The sequence below is a fragment of the Bacillus sp. LBG-1-113 genome (assembly GCF_020708615.1).
Taxonomy (GTDB): domain Bacteria; phylum Bacillota; class Bacilli; order Bacillales; family Bacillaceae; genus Bacillus; species Bacillus mojavensis.
Map to the genome: position 1 here is coordinate 182,977 of NZ_JAJFDG010000001.1, position 19,576 is coordinate 202,552.

Annotated in this window: 22 protein-coding genes and 1 other annotated feature; of the genes, 17 read left to right on the forward strand and 5 right to left on the reverse strand. The window is 43.9% G+C overall.

Annotated features, from left to right (window positions below; all coding sequences use genetic code 11):
• Nucleotides 1-23: 23 nt before the first annotated feature.
• Both LJF29_RS00945 and LJF29_RS00950 read right to left on the reverse strand, forming a co-directional pair.
• Complete coding sequence (locus LJF29_RS00945; RefSeq protein ID WP_229146515.1) at nucleotides 24-866, reverse strand: aldo/keto reductase; 843 nt, start codon at nucleotides 864-866, stop codon at nucleotides 24-26.
• Between the two features lie 24 nt (nucleotides 867-890).
• On the reverse strand, nucleotides 891-2,081 hold the full coding sequence (locus LJF29_RS00950; RefSeq protein WP_229146517.1) for an MFS transporter: 1,191 nt from the start codon (nucleotides 2,079-2,081) through the stop codon (nucleotides 891-893).
• A gap of 184 nt (nucleotides 2,082-2,265) precedes the next feature.
• On the opposite strand from LJF29_RS00950, the gene LJF29_RS00955 reads away from it, so the two are divergent.
• The 9 genes from LJF29_RS00955 (at nucleotide 2,266) to thrS (ending at nucleotide 11,663) form a co-directional block, all read left to right on the forward strand.
• The gene (locus tag LJF29_RS00955; RefSeq protein ID WP_029441386.1) at nucleotides 2,266-2,646 is read left to right on the forward strand and encodes a winged helix-turn-helix transcriptional regulator; all 381 of its coding nucleotides are present in this window, start codon (nucleotides 2,266-2,268) and stop codon (nucleotides 2,644-2,646) included.
• 206 nt (nucleotides 2,647-2,852) lie between these two features.
• Nucleotides 2,853-3,875, forward strand: coding sequence for a glyceraldehyde-3-phosphate dehydrogenase (locus LJF29_RS00960; RefSeq protein WP_229146518.1), 1,023 nt, complete (start codon nucleotides 2,853-2,855; stop codon nucleotides 3,873-3,875).
• Nucleotides 3,876-4,112: 237 nt separating this feature from the next.
• Nucleotides 4,113-4,493: an adenosylmethionine decarboxylase gene (speD, locus tag LJF29_RS00965; RefSeq protein ID WP_003223584.1), complete on the forward strand. Its 381-nt coding sequence runs from the start codon at nucleotides 4,113-4,115 to the stop codon at nucleotides 4,491-4,493.
• 275 nt (nucleotides 4,494-4,768) lie between these two features.
• Nucleotides 4,769-5,227 carry a transcriptional regulator NrdR gene (nrdR, locus tag LJF29_RS00970; protein WP_010335260.1) on the forward strand — a complete coding sequence of 153 codons (459 nt, stop codon included), beginning with the start codon at nucleotides 4,769-4,771 and terminating at the stop codon, nucleotides 5,225-5,227.
• A 112-nt stretch (nucleotides 5,228-5,339) separates the two neighbouring features.
• Complete coding sequence (dnaB, locus tag LJF29_RS00975; protein ID WP_029441385.1) at nucleotides 5,340-6,761, forward strand: replication initiation membrane attachment protein DnaB; 1,422 nt, start codon at nucleotides 5,340-5,342, stop codon at nucleotides 6,759-6,761.
• Nucleotides 6,762-6,788: 27 nt separating this feature from the next.
• Nucleotides 6,789-7,721 carry a primosomal protein DnaI gene (gene dnaI, locus LJF29_RS00980; RefSeq protein ID WP_024122442.1) on the forward strand — a complete coding sequence of 311 codons (933 nt, stop codon included), beginning with the start codon at nucleotides 6,789-6,791 and terminating at the stop codon, nucleotides 7,719-7,721.
• A gap of 38 nt (nucleotides 7,722-7,759) precedes the next feature.
• Nucleotides 7,760-8,401 carry a TVP38/TMEM64 family protein gene (locus LJF29_RS00985; RefSeq protein ID WP_229146521.1) on the forward strand — a complete coding sequence of 214 codons (642 nt, stop codon included), beginning with the start codon at nucleotides 7,760-7,762 and terminating at the stop codon, nucleotides 8,399-8,401.
• A gap of 78 nt (nucleotides 8,402-8,479) precedes the next feature.
• Entirely contained in the window at nucleotides 8,480-9,325 is an 846-nt protein-coding gene (gene ytxC, locus LJF29_RS00990) for a putative sporulation protein YtxC (RefSeq protein ID WP_010335258.1), read from the forward strand.
• 406 nt (nucleotides 9,326-9,731) lie between these two features.
• The gene (gene thrS / locus LJF29_RS00995) at nucleotides 9,732-11,663 is read left to right on the forward strand and encodes a threonine--tRNA ligase (protein ID WP_010335257.1); all 1,932 of its coding nucleotides are present in this window, start codon (nucleotides 9,732-9,734) and stop codon (nucleotides 11,661-11,663) included.
• Nucleotides 11,664-11,701: 38 nt separating this feature from the next.
• Here the strand turns inward: thrS and LJF29_RS01000 are convergent, their stop codons facing one another.
• Complete coding sequence (locus LJF29_RS01000; protein WP_229146522.1) at nucleotides 11,702-12,487, reverse strand: HAD family hydrolase; 786 nt, start codon at nucleotides 12,485-12,487, stop codon at nucleotides 11,702-11,704.
• A gap of 172 nt (nucleotides 12,488-12,659) precedes the next feature.
• Here LJF29_RS01000 and lytS point away from each other — a divergent pair, with 172 nt between their 5' ends.
• From lytS to lrgB, 4 genes are all read left to right on the forward strand, one after another.
• Nucleotides 12,660-14,441 carry a two-component system sensor histidine kinase LytS gene (gene lytS / locus LJF29_RS01005; protein WP_010335255.1) on the forward strand — a complete coding sequence of 594 codons (1,782 nt, stop codon included), beginning with the start codon at nucleotides 12,660-12,662 and terminating at the stop codon, nucleotides 14,439-14,441.
• On the forward strand, nucleotides 14,419-15,144 hold the full coding sequence (locus tag LJF29_RS01010) for a LytR/AlgR family response regulator transcription factor (protein ID WP_229146524.1): 726 nt from the start codon (nucleotides 14,419-14,421) through the stop codon (nucleotides 15,142-15,144). The genes lytS and LJF29_RS01010 overlap by 23 nt, the downstream gene beginning before the upstream one ends.
• 134 nt (nucleotides 15,145-15,278) lie before the next feature.
• Complete coding sequence (lrgA, locus tag LJF29_RS01015) at nucleotides 15,279-15,719, forward strand: antiholin-like murein hydrolase modulator LrgA (protein WP_010335253.1); 441 nt, start codon at nucleotides 15,279-15,281, stop codon at nucleotides 15,717-15,719.
• A 21-nt stretch (nucleotides 15,720-15,740) separates the two neighbouring features.
• On the forward strand, nucleotides 15,741-16,436 hold the full coding sequence (gene lrgB / locus LJF29_RS01020) for an antiholin-like protein LrgB (protein WP_229146525.1): 696 nt from the start codon (nucleotides 15,741-15,743) through the stop codon (nucleotides 16,434-16,436).
• Nucleotides 16,437-16,467: 31 nt separating this feature from the next.
• On the opposite strand, the gene LJF29_RS01025 is transcribed toward lrgB, so the two are convergent.
• Nucleotides 16,468-17,100 (reverse strand): hypothetical protein, encoded by a 633-nt coding sequence (locus LJF29_RS01025; RefSeq protein ID WP_229146527.1) that lies wholly within the window; start codon nucleotides 17,098-17,100, stop codon nucleotides 16,468-16,470.
• A 340-nt stretch (nucleotides 17,101-17,440) separates the two neighbouring features.
• Nucleotides 17,441-17,571 (forward strand) — a sequence feature (ribosomal protein L20 leader region).
• 56 nt (nucleotides 17,572-17,627) lie between these two features.
• On the opposite strand from LJF29_RS01025, the gene infC reads away from it, so the two are divergent.
• Genes infC through LJF29_RS01045 form a run of 4 tightly spaced genes read left to right on the forward strand, consistent with a single transcriptional unit; the run spans nucleotide 17,628 to nucleotide 19,076 of the window.
• Nucleotides 17,628-18,149, forward strand: coding sequence for a translation initiation factor IF-3 (gene infC, locus LJF29_RS01030; RefSeq protein WP_071543361.1), 522 nt, complete (start codon nucleotides 17,628-17,630; stop codon nucleotides 18,147-18,149).
• Between the two features lie 12 nt (nucleotides 18,150-18,161).
• A complete protein-coding gene (gene rpmI / locus LJF29_RS01035; RefSeq protein WP_003222418.1) occupies nucleotides 18,162-18,362 on the forward strand; it encodes a 50S ribosomal protein L35 in 201 nt (66 codons plus the stop codon).
• A 31-nt stretch (nucleotides 18,363-18,393) separates the two neighbouring features.
• Nucleotides 18,394-18,753, forward strand: coding sequence for a 50S ribosomal protein L20 (gene rplT / locus LJF29_RS01040; RefSeq protein ID WP_003222420.1), 360 nt, complete (start codon nucleotides 18,394-18,396; stop codon nucleotides 18,751-18,753).
• A 53-nt stretch (nucleotides 18,754-18,806) separates the two neighbouring features.
• Complete coding sequence (locus LJF29_RS01045; RefSeq protein WP_010335250.1) at nucleotides 18,807-19,076, forward strand: DUF1294 domain-containing protein; 270 nt, start codon at nucleotides 18,807-18,809, stop codon at nucleotides 19,074-19,076.
• Nucleotides 19,077-19,092: 16 nt separating this feature from the next.
• Here the strand turns inward: LJF29_RS01045 and ysdB are convergent, their stop codons facing one another.
• Entirely contained in the window at nucleotides 19,093-19,485 is a 393-nt protein-coding gene (gene ysdB, locus LJF29_RS01050) for a sigma W pathway protein YsdB (protein WP_010335249.1), read from the reverse strand.
• Nucleotides 19,486-19,576 lie beyond the last annotated feature (91 nt).

Here is a 19,576-nt window from a genome sequence, read left to right on the forward strand (position 1 = left end):
ATTGATGAACGGTGTTTTTGTGATTAAAAATCGAAATTGTCCGGATCAGGACCGACGCGCAGATTTTCATTCAACGCATCAATTCGGTTCATGTCTTCCTGTGATAATTCAAAATCAAATATGTTCGCGTTCGCTTTAATTCGATGTTCCTTTGTTGATTTAGGAATGGTGATGACGCCGTGCTGTAAATCCCAGCGTAAAATGATTTGCGCGACGGATTTGTTATAAGCTTGCGCGATGTCTGTCAGTTCGGGATGATCAAGCAATTGCCCCTGCATTAAAGGTGACCATGCTTCCATTTGTATGCCTTGCTTTTTGCAATAAGCCATCAGCTCTTTTTGCGTGAGACGCGGGTGGAATTCCACTTGGTTGATCATAGGCTTCATTTCAGCATCCTTCAGCAGATCCTCCAGGTGATGGATTTGGAAATTGCTCACACCGATCGCTTTGACACGGCCTTCTTTATACAAGGTTTCAAGCGCTCTCCAAGCTTCTTTGTATTTGCCTTCCACAGGCCAGTGAATGAGGTATAGATCTAAATAGTCCAAACCGAGTTTGGACAGGCTTGTTTCAAATGCAGCCAATGTTTCCTCATACCCTAAATCTGCATTCCACACTTTTGATGTGACAAATAAATCCTCTCTGGTGATGCCGGCTGCTTCAATTCCTTGACGGAGACCTTCCCCGACTCCCGCTTCATTTCCATAGATAGCGGCAGTATCAATACTGCGGTAACCGTGAACAACGGCGGTTTTCACGGCATTGACGAGTTCTGACCCTTCTTCCACTTGGAATACACCGAGGCCGAACCACGGCATTTTCACCCCGTTATGAAGTGTTGCTGTTGCTTGTAAATGTGTTGTCATGTTTGTTTCCTCCTTATTGAAATGTTAGGCTGCCTGCCGATCCTGTTTTTCCAGAAGGCGGCTCCAGCCTGTTAAGATAACGGCTCCTGCTACCATTAAAGCTCCAATCCATGCGGTATGAATCAGTCCGATGGAATCAGTAATCAAGCCTCCCAAAAATGATCCTAGGGCAATTCCTGCGTTAAATGCTGCAATATTAATCGCGGATGCCACTTCTACTGCGCTCGGTACAAAACGTTCAGCCAGCATGACGACATATACTTGAAGGCCGGGCACATTCATAAAGGCCAATAAGCCCATAAAGAGAATCGTAATGAGGCCAGCGATTTTATAAGGAGCCGTAAATGTTAACGTAAACAGGACGAGCGCCTGAATGATAAACATATAAAACAGCGCGCCGATCGGATTTCGATTGGACAGCTTTCCGCCAATCATATTGCCGATGGCAATGGCAATTCCGTATACGAGCAGGATAATGGCTACAGTGCCGGCCTTAAAGCCTGTCACTTCCTGAAGCAGGGGAGACAGATAAGTGAACACAACAAATGTCCCTCCGTATCCTAATGCTGTTATGACAAATAAAAGCAGTAAACGGCCATTTGTCACAAGCTTGAATTGATCCCGCATCGTTGTTTTCGTCCCTTTTCGTAAATTGGAAGGGACAAGAATGCCATTTGCAATGACAGCGATAATGCCGACGGCAATAATAACCATAAAGGCAAACCGCCAGCCGAGCTGCTGGCCGATAAACGTGCCGAAAGGAACGCCGGTTACGGTTGCGACGGTAAGTCCCGTAAACATAATGGAGATCGCACTCGCCCTTTTATTTTCAGGGACAAGATCGGCTGCGATTGTCGAGCCGATCGACATAAACACACCGTGTGAAAAAGCGGATATTACACGTGCTGCTAATAGAACCCCGATGCTGGAGGCTGACGCGGCCATCGTATTTCCGGCGATAAATATGATCATGATCCAAAGCAATAGCGTCTTTCGTGACATGCTTGAGGTCAATGAAGTTAAAATAGGCGCGCCGAACGTAACGCCAAGTGCGTATAGGGAGACGGTCAATCCTGCTGTTGTTACAGGAATGTGTAAATCATCAGAAATTAACGGCAAAAGGCCGACGCTGATAAATTCGGTTGTCCCTATCGCGAATGCACTAATGGCGAGAGCCAGAAGTGCAGGAATGCTGCTTTTATTGGCTGAAGTCATTCATGTTCCTCCTTTGCTGTTATGTGTTGTATGATTGAAATTCTGCCGAGCAAGCTATATAAATATAAAGAGCAGATTCAAATCAGCCGGCAAATGTGAGTATGAAAGATATCATCAAAAAAGAAAAGTACGTACTTTTAAGTGCTATAGTCACTTTTTGGTGCCTGTAAGGAGAGTGAACCGCATGGAGAGGAAAAAATATAACATTTCAGTTGAAGCGACTCTTGAAGTAATCGGCGGGAAATGGAAATGCGTGATTTTATGCCACCTGACGCACGGAAAAAAACGAACAAGTGAGTTAAAACGGTTAATGCCGAATATTACTCAAAAAATGCTGACCCAGCAGCTGCGTGAGCTGGAAGCGGACGGTGTCATTAACCGGATCGTGTACAATCAGGTTCCTCCTAAGGTGGAATACGAACTTAGCGAATACGGCCGCAGCTTAGAAGGCATATTAGATATGCTCTGTGCTTGGGGAGCGAATCATATAAACAAGGTATACGGCGATACTTTCTCGGTATTAGAAGAAAGTGTGCTCAATGATAAATTGAAACAGGAATCATAAGAAAATAAAGCAGGCAGTGCGCAGCGCTGGCTGCTTTTTTTATTCTTCATCCTCATATTTTGTGCAAGAAAACGTACGATACATCATAAATTAGCGTTATAATCGTTGATTTTTATCAATATGTACTGGCGAATTCTTTTTAATGTGTTATACTAATTTTAGATGACAACAAATTAGAGTGGCATAATTGATGAGGGGTGACCAACATGAAGGTAAAAGTAGCGATAAACGGGTTTGGAAGAATCGGAAGAATGGTCTTTAGAAAAGCAATGTTAGACGATCAAATTCAAGTAGTGGCTATTAACGCCAGCTATTCAGCTGAAACGCTGGCTCATTTAATAAAGTATGACACAAATCACGGACGGTACGAAAAAGAAGTTGAGGCTGGAGAAGACAGTCTGATTGTGAATGGAAAAAAAGTACTCTTGTTAAACAGCCGTGATCCTAAACAGCTGCCTTGGCGGGAATATGATATTGACATTGTCGTTGAAGCAACAGGGAAGTTTAATTCAAAAGAAAAAGCGATGGGACATATTGACGCAGGCGCGAAAAAAGTCATTCTGACCGCTCCGGGGAAAAATGAAGACGTTACCATTGTGATGGGTGTTAATGAAGACCAATTCGATGCTGAACGCCACGTGATTATTTCAAACGCGTCATGCACGACAAATTGCCTTGCACCGGTTGTGAAAGTGCTTGATGATGAATTTGGCATTGAGAGCGGTCTAATGACGACAGTACACGCTTATACGAACGATCAAAAAAATATTGATAATCCGCACAAAGATTTGCGCCGCGCCCGGGCATGCGGTGAATCCATCATCCCGACGACAACAGGCGCGGCAAAGGCGCTTTCGCTTGTGCTGCCTCATCTGAAAGGAAAGCTTCACGGTCTCGCTTTGCGTGTGCCTGTTCCGAACGTTTCATTAGTTGATCTTGTTGTCGACTTGAAAACGGATGTAACGGCAGAAAAGGTAAACGAAGCATTCAGGAAGGCTGCCAAAACGTCAATGTACGGAGTGCTTGATTATTCGGATGAACCGCTCGTGTCGACAGATTATAATACGAATCCGCATTCGGCGGTTATTGACGGGCTTACGACAATGGTGATGGAAGACAGGAAAGTAAAGGTTCTCGCATGGTATGACAATGAATGGGGCTACTCATGCAGAGTAGTTGATCTCATCCGCCATGTGGCGGCACGAATGAAACATCCATCTGTTGTATAGAATAAGGTCATGGACACAATTTAAGAAAAAACCCTTAACAGCAAATTTCTGAAAAAACGCTTCTTGCAAATTAGACTTAAACACAGTATACTATTTTTCGTGAACTTCTTGCTTGAGACTGTTTCGGGATTACTTAAAGGGTTAGGACCTCTCCGGACTAACTTTCCCCCGTGGTAAATAGCCGACCCAGTTGTTGGAACTTCACTTTTTAATTCTTGTTAAGGGGGGTCCATGACTATGGAAACAATGGGGCGTCACGTTATCTCCGAGCTATGGGGATGCGATTTTGATAAGCTGAATGACATGGATTTTATTGAAAAAACGTTTGTAAATGCTGCTTTAAAATCAGGAGCTGAGGTGCGCGAGGTTGCATTTCACAAATTTGCACCGCAAGGCGTAAGCGGAGTCGTTATCATTTCTGAATCACATTTAACGATTCACAGTTTTCCTGAGCACGGATATGCAAGCATTGATGTTTATACTTGTGGAGACTTAGATCCTAATGTCGCTGCTGACTACATTGCAGAGGCATTACATGCTGATACAAGAGAAAACATTGAAATACCAAGAGGAATGGGGCCTGTGCAGATTAAACAGGCGCAAGCGAAAGTACTATAAAGTAAACACGAACACAAAGGGAGCTGGAGCTAGAAAGCCGTTACGCGCTTTTTAGCTTATGCTCCTTTTATTTTTATGAACAAACAGGGGCGGCCAGCTTTTTCTTTTTCCGTTTTTTTTGTAAAATAAGAAAGAGATATGTCATAAACCGCCTGATGCTGTTAGATACAGCCTAAACAACGGCTCTCCCGACAGATGCCTGTCACATCACTTTTTATAGCCGGAGGCTGCCGAATATACATTGCAGGGAACGAAATAGTTGGGAGCTGATTTTATTGAAATGTCCTTCATGCCAGCATAACGGAACACGAGTCCTCGATTCACGGCCTGTGGATGACGGAAAATCCATTCGCAGAAGACGTGAATGCGAAGCCTGCCATTACCGCTTTACTACCTTTGAGAAAGTGGAGGAAACCCCGCTCATCGTTGTAAAAAAAGAAGGCGTGCGAGAGGAATTCAGCAGGGAAAAAATGCTGCGCGGCCTTATTAAAGCATGTGAAAAAAGGCCTGTTTCACTCAAGACGCTGGAAGATATGTGTTTTGACATTGAAAAAGAACTGCGCAATCAAGGCTGTTCCGAAGTGAAAAGCGAGTTCGTCGGAGAGATGGTCATGGACCGCCTGGCTAAGGTTGATGAAGTCGCATACGTGCGGTTCGCGTCCGTCTATCGGCAGTTTAAAGATATTAATGTCTTTATCGATGAATTAAAAGATTTAATAAAGAAAGAGCGTTAAAGAGCTAAAAGGATTCTTCTAGCTCTTTTCTCATGTGCAAAATTGGCATTTGATAGATATTCGAAACGGTGTAAAATGAGGGTAGAAACATAAGCGGAAGGTTTGAGAATGTATGGCTGACTATTGGAAAGATGTACTGCCTGTAGACCCTTATGTGGTGAAAAGCAAATCAATGCTGCAGGATATTGACAGACAAATTATTACACAACTGTACCAGCCCTTAATCGGCCCTGTTGCATTCTCTCTTTATATGACATTGTGGGGAGAACTTGAACAAAACCGACTGTGGGGCGGAGAATCCACACATAGACAGCTGATGGGAATGACTCAGTCCAATTTGAAAACGATCCATCAGGAACAGGGAAAGCTCGAGGGCATCGGATTGCTGAAAGTATATATGAAAGAATCCGAGCGGCAGGAGCGCCTCTTTATATATGAACTGCTGCCGCCGCTGCGGCCGAATGAATTTTTCGAAGACGGCATGCTGAACGTTTTTTTATATAACAGAGTCGGAAAAACAAAATATCAGCAGTTAAAACAATTTTTTACGCATCCGGCGATTTCAGAAGACGCCAAAGAAATTACAAGGCCGTTTAACCATGCGTTTGAATCGCTGCAGCCGAGTGAATGGAAGCTTACATCCGACATGGAGGAAACGGTGAGACTGGCGACGGGAAGAGAGTATACAACTGTCGGACAGGCTCCGTCCTATACCGTTACAGAGGATGTGTTCGATTTTGATTTGTTTTTAGCGGGGCTTTCGGAGACGATGATTCCGAGAAAAGCAATGACACAGCAGGTGCGGGAAACGATTAAAAAGCTTTCTTATTTGTACGGCATTGATCCTTTGCAGATGCAAAACGTCGTCATGAGCGCGATCGATGAGCATGAAGTGATTACCACCGAAGCTTTAAGAAAAGCGGCAAGCGACTGGTACCAAATCGAGAGGAACGGACAGCTGCCGGATTTAGTGGAGAAAACACAGCCGGTACATCTGCGTGAAGGCGCAAAACCGGCAGAAGAGGATTCGCTGGATAGTGAGCTGATCGCATTGCTCGAGGTCATCTCACCGAAAAAGCTTCTTCAGGATATCGCGGACGGAACCGAACCGTCAAAAGCAGATTTGAAAATTATAGAAGAGATTATGTTTGAACAGAAGCTGGAGCCAGGCGTCACAAATGTGTTAATTTATTATGTCATGCTGAAAACCGACATGAAGCTGTCGAAAAACTATATACAAAAAATTGCCTCCCATTGGGCGCGCAAAAAAGTCAAAACGGTCAGAGAAGCGATGAAGCTTGCCATAGAAGAAAACCGCCAGTATCTTGAATGGGCTGAAGGTAAAACGAGCCAAGCTTCTAAACGAAATCAAAAAGTGATTCGCGAAGAAAAACTTCCTGACTGGATGAAAGAAAAGAAATCGGCGTCCGATTCTGAAACCGGACAGCAGATGCTACATGAACAGGACTTGGAAGAACAGAAGAAAAAGATGATGGAAGAAATGAAAAAACTGAAAAAATACTCTGCCTATTAAGAGCAGAGATGCGGGGTGAAGTAATATATGGAACCAATCAGCCGTTCCCTGCAGGGCGTAACCGGCAGACCGGATTTCCAAAAGCGTCTTGAACAAATGAAGGAAAAAGTGATGAAGGATCAAGATGTTCAGGCATTTTTGAAGGAAAATGAAGACGTCATCGATCAAAAAATGATTGAAAGAAGCTTAAATAAGCTTTATGAATATATTGGACAGAGCAAGCACTGCTCTTACTGTTCAGAAGACGAAAACAGCAATAATCTGTTGGAGGGCTACCATCCGAAGCTTGTGATGACCGGCCGCTCTATTGATATCGAGTATTACGAATGTCCAGTCAAACGAAAGCTCGATCAGCAGAAAAAACAGAAGTCTCTCATGAAAAGCATGTATATTCAGCAGGATCTTCTCGGAGCGACGTTCCAGCAGGTCGATATTAATGACCCGAGCAGGCTTGCAATGTTCCAGCATGTCACGGATTTTCTGAAAAGCTATAATGAGACGGGAAAAGGGAAAGGATTGTATTTGTACGGCAAGTTTGGCGTAGGAAAAACCTTTATGCTCGCCGCTATTGCCAATGAGCTGGCGGAAAAAGAGTATTCCTCCATGATCGTCTATGTGCCCGAATTTGTCAGAGAGCTGAAAAACTCGCTTCAAGATCATTCATTGGAAGAAAAGCTGAACATGGTAAAAACAACGCCTGTACTGATGCTCGACGACATCGGAGCGGAATCGATGACGAGCTGGGTCAGGGATGAAGTCATCGGGACAGTGCTTCAGCACAGAATGTCTCAGCAGCTGCCGACTTTCTTCTCTTCTAATTTCTCGCCTGATGAGCTGAAACATCATTTTACGTATTCGCAAAGGGGAGAAAAAGAAGAAGTGAAAGCTGCAAGATTAATGGAGCGGATTTTATATCTGGCTGCTCCGATCCGTCTTGACGGAGAAAACCGCCGCCATTAATAACCGCTGCGGTTCAAAGGGGAAGGAACTGAGAGGGTATGAAACGTAAAACGGCTGTTAAATGGCTGGCAGTGCTTGCGGGAGCAGGCTTGATTTTTTGGGCCAATAAAAGGTATTTAAATCTATCTCCGAAGGAAATCCGAATATGGGTTTTATCGTTTGGCATCTTTGCGCCGCTTATCTTTATCGGGATATCGATCGTCAGGCCGCTTGTATTATTTCCGGTATCAGTTATTTCTATTGCGGGCGGTCTCGCCTTTGGCCCGATTCTCGGCACGCTTTACACACTATTCGGGTCGATGTGCGCTTCGGCTGTCTCATTTTTTGCAGCGGGCCTGTTTGCTGCAAAAACTAACAGCCATCATGAAAGGCTGGAAAATATCCAGAAACAGATGGAGGAAAACGGTTTTTTCTATATCTTTCTTCTGCGGATCCTTCCGATTAATTTTGACTTCGTCAGCTATGCGGCAGGGCTTTCTAATGTCAAGGCGCTGCCCTATTTTGCGGCGACCGCTGCGGGAATCATCCCTGGGACCGTTGCGCTGAACGTGCTGGGAGCAAGCTTTTTCACGGGCAATTTGCCCGCCTTCTTTCTCGTCCTCGGATTTTATATCATTTTTATGGCGCTGCCACTTATCTTCAGAAAGAAAATGCAAAACTTGTTTCAAGAATCAAATTAAGATTTGCCTGTGACCTTTACGTCTATTTTAAAAACATCCCCCATATACTTGTAACAGATGCCGTAAGGGGGGACAAACATGCTTGAAATAATCTTTGAAGATGACCATGATACAGCCGCTTTTTTACATCTCATTCAGCATTCGGACGATCGGGAAAACATCATTGTCCGTGAAAGTATACGAAAAATCGAGATTGAAAAAGCTGAGCCGGCTTTCTCTATTCAGCGTTTTATGGAGCCGATTCTGGTCAAGTTTTTTTTAGAATGCAAAGAAGACGAGCATATGCTGTCGTTAATTGAAGAGACGTATTGTTTCACGGACCAGGATGAGCAGCAGCAAATCCTTCAGCTCGCACACAGTATTATAGAGGGGGAAGCTGATGTTCTTCCGTTTGAACCGATGAAGCCGCCGCGCAAGCAGTATATTTTAGATGAGCTCCGAACGATTTGTTTAGAGGACGAAGTATTTTCAATTCGTTCCTTTCAAATCTTTCGCCTCGGAAAGTACTACGAACAGCTTAGAGAAACTGTGGAAGCGGCAATAGACGAATATAAGATGGAGCAGGAGTACCAAAACTTTATTCAGACACTCAGAGACTACGTAATGGCTAAGCCTCCGCGAATCAAAAAGGTGCACATTGTCCATGACGGTTCGTTTACACTGTGGGAGATGCGCTATGTGCCGGAACGGGAAAAAATGAAATACATAGACAGGCGATTTGTCCGGGATCACCCCATGTACATTGACTCCCATTTGCTTGCGCCGCTGATCTCCATCGCACCTGATGAGGTGGTTCTCTATACAGACCAGCCGGAGCATATGATGGTAAGGACGATTCAAAACGTATTTCAAGAGCGTGTGCAAATGCTTCCGCTTCAGGCGTTTTCAAACGCTGAAACACCGGTCAAGCACTCGGAGGGATAAGTGCCGGCAGCCTGTAATCATAAGGCTGCCGCTTAAAAAAAGGAAATACAAAAGGAAATACAATCGTGTTGATTTTTTAGAACGAACAATTTATAATACATAGGAGATTAAGATTGACACACGTACTGATAAGGACATGAAGGAATGATACCGGCTTGAAGAGAGGGAAGTCACGGCTGCAAGCTTCCCAGCTAAGGACCATTCGCTTTACCGCCTTTGAACCTCAGCTGTGAACACCTTTAGCAGGAACAGTAATGGCTGACGGGAACTCCCGTTACAGAGTTTAGAGCCGCAGGTGCCGATGTATGGGGTGCGGAAAAAAGGGTGGAACCACGATTCCGTTTATTCAACCTCGTCCCTTTCATAGGGGGCGGGGTTTTTATATGCAAAAAAAGGAGTGACAAAGATGTCAGATATGGTAAAAATCACATTTCCTGATGGAGCAGTCAAGGAGTTTGCGAAAGGAACAACAACAGAAGATATCGCGGCATCCATCAGTCCGGGATTAAAAAAGAAATCATTAGCCGGAAAACTGAACGGAAAAGAAATCGATTTGAAAACGCCGATCAACGAAGACGGCACTGTGGAAATCATTACTGAAGGATCAGAAGAGGGTCTTGAGATTATGCGCCACAGTACGGCTCACTTACTGGCGCAAGCGATTAAACGCATTTACAAAGATGTGAAATTCGGTGTCGGTCCTGTTATCGAAAACGGTTTTTACTATGATGTAGAAATGGAAGAAGCGATTACACCGGAGGATCTGCCGAAAATCGAGAAAGAAATGAAAAAAATCGTCAATGCGAACCTTCCGATCGTTCGAAAAGAAGTCAGCCGTGAAGAAGCGAAAGCCCGCTTTGCGGAAATCGGCGATGATCTGAAGCTTGAACTGCTGGATGCGATTCCTGAGGGAGAAACCGTATCGATTTATGAGCAGGGCGAATTCTTTGACCTGTGCCGCGGCGTACACGTTCCGTCAACAGGAAAAATCAAAGAATTTAAGCTGTTAAGCCTTGCAGGTGCATATTGGCGCGGTGACAGCAATAATCAAATGCTTCAGCGTGTATACGGAACAGCTTTCTTCAAAAAAGCTGATCTTGACGAGCATCTTCGCATGCTTGAAGAAGCAAAAGAGCGAGACCACAGAAAGCTTGGCAAAGAATTAAAGCTGTTTGCGAATTCTCAAAAAGTCGGACAAGGCCTGCCGCTTTGGCTGCCAAAAGGCGCGACAATCCGCCGCACGATCGAGCGCTATATTGTCGATAAAGAAATCAGCCTCGGCTATGAACACGTTTATACCCCAGTGCTTGGAAGCAAAGAGCTGTATGAAACATCAGGACACTGGGATCATTATCAAGAAGGCATGTTCCCTCCGATGGAAATGGACAATGAAACACTTGTGCTCCGTCCGATGAACTGCCCGCACCATATGATGATTTATAAAAACGATATTCACAGCTACCGTGAGCTTCCGATTCGTATCGCTGAACTTGGCACAATGCACCGCTACGAAATGTCAGGTGCGCTGTCAGGTCTTCAGCGGGTGCGCGGCATGACACTGAATGATGCTCACATCTTTGTCCGTCCGGATCAGATTAAGGATGAGTTTATCCGAACTGTTCGTTTGATTCAGGACGTATATGAAGATTTCGGCTTGCACGATTACACTTTCCGTCTGTCTTATCGTGACCCGGAAGACACAGAAAAATATTTTGATGACGATGAAATGTGGAACAAAGCGCAATCTATGCTGAAAGCGGCAATGGACGAAATTGGCCATGACTATTACGAAGCAGAAGGCGAAGCTGCATTCTACGGCCCTAAACTTGATGTTCAGGTGAAAACAGCGATCGGCAAGGAAGAAACATTGTCTACTGTTCAGTTGGACTTCTTGCTGCCTGAACGCTTCGATCTGACATATATCGGAGAAGACGGCAAGCAGCATCGACCGGTTGTTATTCACAGAGGTGTAGTATCAACAATGGAACGCTTTGTTGCATTCCTTATCGAAGAGCATAAAGGCGCACTTCCAACATGGCTTGCACCGGTTCAGTTCCAGGTCATCCCGGTTTCTCCGGCTGTGCATTTGGATTATGCGAAGCAAGTACAAGAGCGCCTGCAGCGTGAAGGCCTGCGTGTAGAAGTCGACAGCCGTGATGAAAAAATCGGCTACAAAATCCGCGAAGCGCAAATGCAAAAAATACCGTACATGCTGGTGGTCGGTGACCAAGAAGCAGAAAACGGAGCGGTAAACGTCCGTAAATACGGAGAGCAGAAGTCTGAAACCATTTCACTTGATGATTTTGTGAAAAAGGCTGTAGCTGAAGCGAAGAAATAATAAAAAAAGCATGATCTCATGAAAGAGATCATGCTTTTTTATTTATGTTCTAAAATAGGAAACAAATCATGAAGGCTCCTGATGATGTAATCAGGCGTCACTTCTGTTTCATTTTTCTTATCCGTCCGATTGATCCATACGGTTTTGATACCGGCTCTGGAAGCGCCTAAAATGTCTGTATTCAGGTTATCGCCGACCATGACGGCATCCTCCTTTTGGATATTCATCAGCTGAAGGCAATGCTCGAAAATAGAAGCGTCGGGTTTCCCTTTGCCAAAGGCGCCTGAGATGACAATTTCATTGAAATAAGGGGCGAGCTCAGGCACGCCGGCGAGCTTCTCCTTTTGCAGACTCGGATCGCCGTTAGTCAAAAGCAGCAACTCATATTTTCCTTTTAATTGATCAAGCACATCGAAAGTTTCATCGTATACAAACGGGCGTTTTCGGCGCTCCGCTGCAAAAAACTCTCCCAAATATTCACCATATGCCGGATCGTCGACACCCAGCGCTTTCAGGCCGTTTGTCCATGCGTTTCGTCTGTACTCCGGCACAATCTTATTCAGCTTCTGAAACCCTTCACTGATTGGCTCAGAGAAATTCGACCAGAGCCCTTCAAATGGGTTAATGCCGATCATCACCGTATAAGGATATGTCTTGTAAGACATGTACAATTCTCTCGCCGCTTCCCGAACAGCTTCTTCAAATTCCTGCGGGTCAAGACCATATTTTTTCTCGGCCTGTAAACATGTTTCTGCAAATGTTGTTCTGACGCTTTTCTCATCCCAAAGTAGTGTATCATCTAAATCAAAAAATACGGCTTTCATGATCTTCTCCTCTGCTTCAGATTCAATTCTTTCTGCCAAAATGCTCATGTTTATTCTACAATAGATAAAAGCCTTGTGAAATATGTTTTCAGACGATTTTAAAAAAACAGTCAGCCATGAAACGATTTGCCGAAAAATGATAAAATGAAATGGGAAAGAACAGGTGACATAAATGATTCAATTAATGATTATGATGCTGGAAAGGGTAGGAATTATTGTTATATTGGGATTTATTCTGGCTCACACTAAACTTTTCAGACAGGCTCTTCAAAATCCGGAGGGCTACAAAGGAAAGGCTGCACTGATTTCTATTTTTTCTCTTTTCAGCATCATCAGCAATTACACCGGCATCGAAATTCAAAAGCATATGATTGTGAACAATGATTGGGTGTTTACAATAGATCCGTCTGGCTCTATTGCGAATACCCGTATTTTAGGCGTTGAAATAGGAGGGCTTTTGGGCGGGCCGTTTGTTGGAGCGGGAATCGGTTTATTAGCAGGCCTTCATCGGTTTTCGCTCGGCGGCAGCACGGCTTTAAGCTGTGCGGTCTCATCTGTTTTAGCCGGAATTCTAGCGGGATGGATCGGCCGGTATTTTACGAAGCGTTATCGAATGCCGACACCGCGTATCGCAGCTCTCGTCGGAATCGGTATGGAGTCCTTGCAAATGGTCATTATTTTGCTGATGGCAAAGCCGTTCAATGACGCTTGGGAGCTTGTCAGCATGATCGGGATTCCGATGATCCTCATTAACGGAACAGGCAGCTTTATTTTCCTGTCGATTATTCAAGCCATTATTCGCAAGGAAGAACAGGCAAGAGCGCTTGAAACGCACAGGGTGCTGACCATTGCCGATCAGACGCTTCCTTTTTTCCGTCAAGGGTTAAATGAAAGCTCTTGTAAAAGTGTAGCGTCCATCATCCATAAGATGACCGGAACGGATGCGGTATCTCTGACGGATAATGAGAAAATACTTGCGCATGTCGGAGCGGGAATGGACCATCATATCCCATCTAAAAGCTTGATCACAGGTCTGTCTAAAAAGGTAATTAAAACAGGGCGCATCATGAAGGCTACTTCACAGGAAGAGATTGAATGCACCCATCCGGAATGCCCTTTGCACGCGGCGATTGTACTGCCTTTGACATCAAACGGGAACACAATCGGAACGTTAAAAATGTATTTTAAAAGCCCGGCCGGTCTCAGTCAGGTAGAGGAGGAGCTTGCCGAGGGGCTTGCCATGCTGTTTTCGACACAGCTTGAGCTCGGTGAGGCTGAGCTGCAAAGCAAGCTTCTGAAGGATGCGGAAATCAAAGCGCTTCAAGCACAGGTTAACCCGCATTTTTTATTTAATGCCATCAATACGATTTCTGCTTTATGCCGGACAGATGTTGAAAAAACCCGTAAGCTTTTGCTGCAGCTTAGTGTGTACTTTCGTTCTAATCTCCAAGGAGCAAGACAGCTGCTGATCCCGCTTTCAAAGGAGCTGAATCATCTTCAAGCCTATCTGTCATTAGAACAGGCGCGTTTTCCCGGGAAATATGAGATTGAGCTTGATATTGACAGCAGACTGGAGCCAATTGAGATTCCTCCGTTTGTCTTACAGGTGCTTGTTGAAAACGCATTGCGGCATGCATTTCCCAAAAAACAAGACATGTGCAAGGTAACGGTTTGTGTCTTATCTGATGAGTCATCCGTCTATATGAAGGTCACGGATAATGGTCGTGGAATTCCGCCGGACGTCTTGCCGGAACTGGGGAATAAACCGCTGCCTTCTAAGGAAGGAACAGGGACTGCGCTTTATAATCTGAATCAGCGGCTGATTGGTTTATTCGGCCAGCAGGCTGCATTACATATCAAGAGTGAGGTACATAAAGGGACAGAGGTTTCCTTTCAAGTGCCTATGCAACAAATGAAAGAGGGAGAAGAACATGCTCAGGGTGTTAATAGTTGATGATGAGATTCTGGCAAGAGATGAACTGGCCTATTTACTCAAAAGGACAAATGAGGAATTAGAAATCAATGAAGCAGAAAATATTGAATCAGCGTTTGACCAAATGATGGATCAAAAGCCTGATTTGCTGTTTTTAGACGTTGATTTATCCGGTGAGAATGGCTTTGATATCGCAAAACGATTGAAGAATATGAAGCATCCTCCGGCGGTTGTGTTCGCGACGGCCTATGACCAGTATGCACTTAAAGCTTTTGAAGTGGACGCTCTCGATTACTTAACCAAACCTTTCGATGAAGAAAGGGTTCGGCAAACAATGAAAAAGTATAAAAAGGTAAAGCGGGAGATTGCTGAACCAGAACAGACCGGCCATGCCAGCCAGCATAAATTAGCCTTATCTGTCGGTGAATCGATTGTGATTGTGGATACGAAGGATATAATCTTTGCGGGAACCGAAGATGGCCATGTCAATGTAAAAACCTTTGATGCTTCTTATTCAGTCAATGATACGCTCGTTGTCATTGAAAAAAAGCTTCCGGAACCTGATTTTCTCCGCGTCCATCGAAGCTTTGTCGTTAATACTGAGTACATCAAAGAGATACAGCCTTGGTTTAATTCCACCTATAACCTGATCATGAAAGACGGATCGAAAATACCGGTCAGCCGGACATATGCCAAGGAATTAAAAAAGCTGCTCCATATTTGACGGGGCGGCTTTTTGTATTTCATCCTTTTTATGCTGCAACTCACCTTAAATATTCGGCAAGTTATCATGTAAGCGCTTAATAGATAGAAATTCTTATTTATAATGAGGGTACAAAAGAGAAAGAGGTGAAGAAAATGAGTGCTAAAAAAGTGTACGGATTTTTAACACAAGCATTTATTTTTGCCGTCATTATGATGGTTTCCAATATGATTGCCGCTTTTGTCCCAATTCCTATACCGGCGTCAGTTGTAGGATTGGTCTTATTATTTCTCCTATTATGTTTGAAAGTAATTAAACTGGAACAAGTAGAAACGCTCGGAACGTCTTTAACCTCATTGATCGGATTTTTATTTGTTCCATCAGGTATATCTGTTATGAATTCTCTTGGTGTGATGCAGCAATACGGCCTGCAAATCGTCCTTGTCATTCTTCTCGCAACGATTATTTTATTGGGGGCAACAGGATTGTTTTCTCAGCTTATTCTTACATTGAGCGGAAAACGCAAGACTGCCGATGACATAAAAGCAAAAACAGTGCAGCCGCCGCAGAAGAAAAACGAACTTGTTCATCATTAAAAGAAACAGGAGGTTCATGAAATGGAAAGCACAATGAGTCCTTATTTCGGAATTGTCGTATCACTGGCCGCTTTCGGCATCGGCACCTTTTTATTTAAAAAAACAAAAGGGTTCTTCCTTTTCACTCCAGTGTTTGTTGCGATGGTGCTTGGAATTGCATTCTTGAAAATCGGCGGTTTCTCTTACGCTGACTATAATAACGGGGGAGAAATCATTAAGTTTTTCCTGGAACCTGCGACGATTGCCTTTGCCATTCCATTGTACAAACAAAGAGATAAACTGAAAAAATACTGGTGGCAAATTATGTCCTCCATTATCGCAGGCTCTATCTGCTCTGTCACGATTGTCTATTTGCTTGCAAAAGGGATTCACCTTGATGAGGCTGTTATGAAAAGTATGCTTCCGCAGGCGGCAACAACGGCGATTGCGCTTCCTTTATCAAAAGATATTGGCGGCATCAGCGATATCACAGCTTTTGCGGTCATCTTTAACGCCGTCATTGTGTATGCGCTCGGCGCTTTGTTTTTAAAGGTATTTAAAGTGAAGAATCCCATTTCAAAAGGGTTGGCTCTCGGAACGTCCGGACACGCACTCGGTGTAGCCGTCGGGATCGAGATGGGTGAAGTCGAAGCCGCGATGGCAAGTATTGCTGTTGTCGTTGTCGGGGTCGTAACGGTTCTGGTCATTCCTGTGTTTATACAGCTGATTGGAGGTTAAGCCAAGGCTGACAGCCTTGGCTTTTTCTATTTTATGGTGCGTCTTCCGGATCGATATATCCTTGTTTAATGCCCCATTCCACTTGATCGTCATGCCACTTTTTTCGTTCTTCATAACCATAGCCGTCGTCATCAGGGAGCTCAGAAGCCGGCTGTTGAATGGCATCATCTGTCTGGCTCGGGGAAGATGGCGCATTTTGGCTGTTAGATGAGGATGCCTCATTCTGCTGACGCTGTTCCTGCGCTTGCCGTTCTTTTTCGGCATTTGCTTCCTGCTGTTTTTGGATTGCTGCCTGACGCTGCCTTTCAAGCTCAGCTTGTCTTTCTGCTGCTGCCTGTGCCAATCGTTGCCTTTCCGCTTCTTCCTCCTGTTGTTTTTTTCGTTTCGCTCGCTGCTCTTTTTCTCGTTTTTTCGCTGCAGTGATTTGTCTTTGTTTCTCGGCTTCTTGCTTCGCCTTCAGCTTTCCTAATTCAGTTGCGAGCGGATTCACCATTTTCAATGAAACGGGTTTTAGGTTTTTCAGCTCTTTCTCCAGCTTGTTTTCATGAAACGCTGCGGCTGTGATAACAGTCTCTTCTTTTGGCTCTGAAGATATGCTGTTGCTATTGGAGCAGCCGGTTACTATCAATGTCAAAAATAGAGTAAGCTGAATCGGTTTGTTCATGTGTCGGACTCCCTTCTGGTTCTTATATCGGCTTTTTTAGTATGAGGTTCACTTTGTTTAGCATTTTTTCCTATATGTGGTTTTTGATAAACTGTGCAATAAGGAGAAGGATGGGGGGAGTATATTGGATCTTCGTATGGCTCAGCCAATGCTGTTTAACAAAATCCTTCATGATTGTCTGGAGGGTTCAGAACACATGCATGCTGGATAAGAATAAAAGATTTTCTTTTTCTCTCTTGCACTCATAAATAACCCGTGTTACAATGAGGAAGTTGTTCCGGGTAAGTCATCCTTGACTAAACATCCGGCATTGTGTAGAATAGTTATTGAATTGAATATAAATCACAAGCAGAAGCACCCGCTTCTCACCTGATTGACACATTCATGTAGTTGGCAGGTTGACCGTACATTTTTATTGATACAGATGTTCGTAGTGTGGGTGTTTTATAATGCCCGCACTTTTTGTTTGCCTGCAGAATGCAGTCAAAAGAGTGTGAATCAATTCGAAGAAACTATGGAGGTGGCTCATTATTAGCAAAGATCAATTGGTTAATGAGGGTATCCGTGCACGTGAGGTCCGCTTAATCGGACAAAATGGCGACCAGCTTGGAATCAAGTCCCGTCAGGAAGCACTTGAAATAGCCGGCCGCGCAAATCTTGACCTTGTGTTAGTTGCAGCAAATGCAAAACCGCCTGTCTGCCGTATCATGGACTACGGAAAGTTCAGATTCGAGCAGCAGAAAAAGGACAAAGAAGCACGCAAAAATCAAAAAATCATTAACTTAAAAGAAGTTAGATTAAGTCCTACAATCGATGAGCACGACTTTAACACGAAGTTGCGCAATGCGATTAAATTCCTTGAAAAAGGCGATAAAGTGAAAGCTTCTATCCGCTTTAAAGGACGCGCAATTACACATAAAGAAATCGGCCAGCGTGTATTAGACCGTTTTTCTGAAGCATGTGCTGAGGTTGCGACAGTCGAAACAAAACCAAAAATGGACGGCCGCAGCATGTTCCTCATGCTCGCGCCGAAAAACGAAAAGCAATAAGGAGGAAATCCCATGCCAAAAATGAAAACTCACCGCGGATCTGCTAAACGTTTTAAAAAGACAGGTTCTGGGAAGTTAAAACGTTCTCATGCATACACAAGTCACTTATTCGCCAACAAATCTCAAAAGCAAAAGCGTAAGCTTCGCAAGAGTGCTGTTGTAAGCGCAGGAGACTTCAAACGTATCAAACAAATGCTTGCTAACATCAAGTAATCGGACAAGGAACAATTAGGAGGGAAATTTAATGCCAAGAGTAAAAGGCGGAACTGTTACACGTAAGCGTCGTAAAAAGGTTCTTAAATTAGCAAAAGGTTATTTCGGTTCAAAACATACATTATACAAAGTAGCTAACCAGCAGGTCATGAAATCTGGAAACTATGCTTTCCGTGACCGTCGTCAGAAAAAACGTGATTTCCGTAAGCTTTGGATCACTCGTATCAACGCAGCTGCTCGCATGAACGGTCTTTCTTACAGCCGTTTAATGCACGGTCTTAAGCTTTCTGGTATCGAAGTAAACCGTAAAATGCTTGCTGATCTTGCTGTAAACGATCTTACTGCATTCAATCAGCTTGCTGATGCTGCTAAAGCTCAATTAAACAAATAATGATATAGAGCCGCTCTCTAAGAGCGGCTTTTTTATATAAAGGATGAGGCAACATGATAATTGCTGTATATCTAGTTCTGATCAATCTGTGCGGTTTTTGGGTGATGGGCGCAGATAAACGAAGAGCGCAGCACCACAAATGGAGAATTTCTGAAGATCGGCTGTGGCTGATTGCCATTGTGTTTGGAGCGCTTGGTGTCTGGCTCGGCATGCAGACCTTCAGACATAAAACGAAGCACACATCATTTCAATACGGTGTGCCGTTTCTTTTGGTAATTGAAGCGGTGTTGATCGGTATCTATTACAGTCCGTTTGATTTATAAAAAAGCAGAAAAGCGTTTAGCGCTCTTCTGCTTTTTTTGCAAGTTTTATGGGCTGATCCCAGTCAATTTTGCAATCCGGATATCGTTCCAGTACTTTTTCTTCAATGTTCTCAAAATCTTTTGCAGAAAAGTTTTTCAGCTTTTCAGGAGACTCTGTCCATACGAAGATGGTGTGGATGAACAGCGGATGATCCTTGGAAGGAATATGCTTTTCTCCTTCAAAAAGCACGCCTTTATACGTCAATTGAAAGTTCTTTCGGGTATTGTTCTGTTCATCGATAATATAAAAAAGTTCTTTTGATTGGGCCAGCTTCAGTCTTCTCTTTGGATTGGCGACATATTTGACCAAGGCATAAATACAATAAGCAAATAAAGCAAGCAATAGTATCCGGAGAACCATGATAAACATTGTGTGAAGGCACCTCCCTCATTGTGATGATCTGATGTAATACGAAGTGCATAGAAAAAGGTTTCACTTTTTCTAAAAGAAGTTTGTTAAA

Bases quoted from the DNA above. Each gene is read 5' to 3' on its own strand.
- thrS (WP_010335257.1), top strand. From the start codon at position 9,732: ATGTCAGATATGGTAAAAATCACATTTCCTGATGGAGCAGTCAAGGAG.
- dnaI (WP_024122442.1), top strand. From the start codon at position 6,789: ATGGAACCAATCAGCCGTTCCCTGCAGGGCGTAACCGGCAGACCGGAT.
- LJF29_RS00985 (WP_229146521.1), top strand. From the start codon at position 7,760: ATGAAACGTAAAACGGCTGTTAAATGGCTGGCAGTGCTTGCGGGAGCA.
- LJF29_RS01045 (WP_010335250.1), top strand. From the start codon at position 18,807: ATGATAATTGCTGTATATCTAGTTCTGATCAATCTGTGCGGTTTTTGG.
- LJF29_RS00955 (WP_029441386.1), top strand. From the start codon at position 2,266: ATGGAGAGGAAAAAATATAACATTTCAGTTGAAGCGACTCTTGAAGTA.
- LJF29_RS01025 (WP_229146527.1), bottom strand. From the start codon at position 17,100: ATGAACAAACCGATTCAGCTTACTCTATTTTTGACATTGATAGTAACC.
- LJF29_RS00950 (WP_229146517.1), bottom strand. From the start codon at position 2,081: ATGACTTCAGCCAATAAAAGCAGCATTCCTGCACTTCTGGCTCTCGCC.
- LJF29_RS00960 (WP_229146518.1), top strand. From the start codon at position 2,853: ATGAAGGTAAAAGTAGCGATAAACGGGTTTGGAAGAATCGGAAGAATG.
- dnaB (WP_029441385.1), top strand. From the start codon at position 5,340: ATGGCTGACTATTGGAAAGATGTACTGCCTGTAGACCCTTATGTGGTG.
- LJF29_RS01010 (WP_229146524.1), top strand. From the start codon at position 14,419: ATGCTCAGGGTGTTAATAGTTGATGATGAGATTCTGGCAAGAGATGAA.
- ytxC (WP_010335258.1), top strand. From the start codon at position 8,480: ATGCTTGAAATAATCTTTGAAGATGACCATGATACAGCCGCTTTTTTA.
- lrgB (WP_229146525.1), top strand. From the start codon at position 15,741: ATGGAAAGCACAATGAGTCCTTATTTCGGAATTGTCGTATCACTGGCC.
- rpmI (WP_003222418.1), top strand. From the start codon at position 18,162: ATGCCAAAAATGAAAACTCACCGCGGATCTGCTAAACGTTTTAAAAAG.
- speD (WP_003223584.1), top strand. From the start codon at position 4,113: ATGGAAACAATGGGGCGTCACGTTATCTCCGAGCTATGGGGATGCGAT.
- ysdB (WP_010335249.1), bottom strand. From the start codon at position 19,485: ATGTTTATCATGGTTCTCCGGATACTATTGCTTGCTTTATTTGCTTAT.
- lytS (WP_010335255.1), top strand. From the start codon at position 12,660: ATGATTCAATTAATGATTATGATGCTGGAAAGGGTAGGAATTATTGTT.
- LJF29_RS00945 (WP_229146515.1), bottom strand. From the start codon at position 866: ATGACAACACATTTACAAGCAACAGCAACACTTCATAACGGGGTGAAA.
- LJF29_RS01000 (WP_229146522.1), bottom strand. From the start codon at position 12,487: ATGAAAGCCGTATTTTTTGATTTAGATGATACACTACTTTGGGATGAG.
- rplT (WP_003222420.1), top strand. From the start codon at position 18,394: ATGCCAAGAGTAAAAGGCGGAACTGTTACACGTAAGCGTCGTAAAAAG.
- lrgA (WP_010335253.1), top strand. From the start codon at position 15,279: ATGAGTGCTAAAAAAGTGTACGGATTTTTAACACAAGCATTTATTTTT.